A 2012-nucleotide genomic window follows, 5' to 3' on the forward strand; every position below is an offset into this window, starting at 1 on the left:
ACCTCCGGCATCAGGCCCGCGGCGCGTTGGCGAGCGTCAGCACCGTCTGGAGCAGTACGTCGGCGCCGGCCGCGCAGTCGGGCTGGGTCGCCGATTCCGATTCGTTGTGGCTGACGCCGTCCTTGCACGGCACGAAGATCATCGCCGTCGGCACCCGTCCGGCGAGGTTGCAGGCGTCGTGGCCCGCCCCCGAGACCATGCGGCGGCGGGCGAGGCCCAAGCCCTCCGCGGCGGCGTCCACGGCGGCGATCACGGTCGGATCGAACGGCACCGGCGCCTTGCGCCAGATCCGGGTGAGGTCGATGGCGAGCCGCCGCCGCCCGGCGATCTCGGGGAGCGCGGCGCGCACCTCCGCCTCGATCGCGTCGAGGACTTCGGATGTCGGGTCGCGCACGTCGAGGGTGAAGCGCACGAGCCCCGGCACGACGTTGCGGGACGGCGCGCCGATCACCGCCTCGCCCACCGTCGCCACCGCGGTGGGCGCGTGCGCGAGCGCGATCCGTTCCACGGCGAGCGCGATCTCCGAGAGGCCGAGCAGCGCGTCGCGGCGGCGCGGCATCGGCGTCGAGCCGGCATGGCTCTCGAAGCCGGTGATCGTGCCGTCGAACCACGCGATGCCCTGCCCGCCCTCGACCACGCCGATGGTCTTCCCCTCCGCCTCCAGGATCGGGCCCTGCTCGATGTGGAGCTCGACGAAGGCGCCGATGGCTTGCGCGCCAACCGGCTCCGCGCCGCGGTAGCCGATGGCGTCCAGCGCCGCGCCGACGCTGATGCCCGCCGCGTCGGTCTTGGCCAGGATCTCGTCGGTGGTGAAATCGCCGGCGTAGGCGGCGGACGCCATCATCGCGGGGGCGAAGCGCGAGCCCTCCTCGTTGGTCCAGTTGACCAGGAGCAGCGGCGCCTCGGTCTCGACGCCGGCCTCGTTCAGGCTGCGCATCGCCTCCAGCCCCGCGAGCACGCCGAGGATGCCGTCGAAGCGGCCCCCGGTCGGCTGGGTGTCGAGGTGCGAGCCGAAGGCCACCGGCGCCCGCGTCCCGTCGCGCCCCGGCCGCAGGGCGTACTGCGTGCCGAGCGCGTCGACGCGCACCGCGAGCCCCGCCGCCTCGCAGGCGTTGCGGAACCAGTCGCGCACCTGGCCGTCCTCGGGTGACAGGGTGAGGCGGTTCAGGCCGCCGGCCGGCGTCGCCCCGAATTCCGCGGTCTCCAGGATCGTCGACCACAGCCGCGCGCCGTCGATGCGCAGGTTGTGGGTCTTGGCCGTGCCGTGGGTCTTGGCCGTGCCGTAGGTCTTGGCCGTGCCGTGGGTCTCGGCTGTGGAGTGGGTCTCGGCCGTACCGGCCATCGCGGCCTCCGTGTCTCGCGCCTGTGCGCCGCGGTTGGACTGTGCCGGCCGGGCCGGCAAGGATCGTGTCCCTCACAGATCATAGACGGCGCCGTCGAAGGAGTCCCGATCGGCACGGCGGACCCGTTTTTTTCCATCCGGGAGCGGGGACCCGCGTGCGATCCGGGCTCCCTGCGGGACGTGGACCCCGGGGAAGGGCCGTCCCCGTCAGGGCGCCGGCCGGCGCACCGGCGAGGCGGCGAGCAGCGCGCCTCCGTCGACGCCGAGCGCCGCCGCGATCTCGTCGAGCGCCACCGCCTCGATGCCGCTGATGCCGTCCTGGTCGGCCACGTCCGCCGCGATCAGGAAGACGGTCTCACGCTGCTCCCGGGGTCGGCCGGCCAGGGCCGCGGCGTGGCGCAGGTTCTCGGCGCGGCCCGCCCGGGTGCGGGCGCGGGCGATGCCGTCGTAGAGCGCGCTCTCCAGCATCAGGGTGTCGTAGCCCTTCTCCAGGATCGGGTCGGCCCTGAGGCCGGCGAGCGCCGCCTCGAACTCGGCGCCGGCCACCTCCCCGTCCGCCACGATCACGTTGGCGGCGCCCGAGACGGCGGCCAGCATCAGCGCCCGGTCGCCGGCATAGGCCGTCGCCGTCCGGGTCACGCGCCCGAGGATGTCTCTGAGGAGGCTCATG

The 2012-nt window shown here is 74.4% G+C and carries 2 protein-coding genes; both read right to left on the reverse strand.

Features of this window, described 5'->3' with window-relative positions:
- Positions 1 to 10 precede the first annotated feature (10 nt).
- Complete coding sequence (locus tag ACFE8Y_RS13640; RefSeq protein WP_375464928.1) at positions 11 to 1342, reverse strand: Zn-dependent hydrolase; 1332 nt, start codon at positions 1340 to 1342, stop codon at positions 11 to 13.
- Positions 1343 to 1549: 207 nt separating this feature from the next.
- On the reverse strand, positions 1550 to 2011 hold the full coding sequence (locus ACFE8Y_RS13645) for a tellurite resistance TerB family protein (protein ID WP_375464929.1): 462 nt from the start codon (positions 2009 to 2011) through the stop codon (positions 1550 to 1552).
- Between the last annotated feature and the right edge of the window lies 1 nt (position 2012).

It is taken from the genome of uncultured Methylobacterium sp., assembly GCF_964242245.1.
Taxonomy (GTDB): Bacteria; Pseudomonadota; Alphaproteobacteria; order Rhizobiales; family Beijerinckiaceae; genus Methylobacterium.

What these genes read in the sequence shown, in the direction of transcription:
- ACFE8Y_RS13645 (WP_375464929.1), bottom strand. Translation starts at nt 2,011, where the DNA reads ATGAGCCTCCTCAGAGACATCCTCGGGCGCGTGACCCGGACGGCGACG.
- ACFE8Y_RS13640 (WP_375464928.1), bottom strand. Translation starts at nt 1,342, where the DNA reads ATGGCCGGTACGGCCGAGACCCACTCCACAGCCGAGACCCACGGCACG.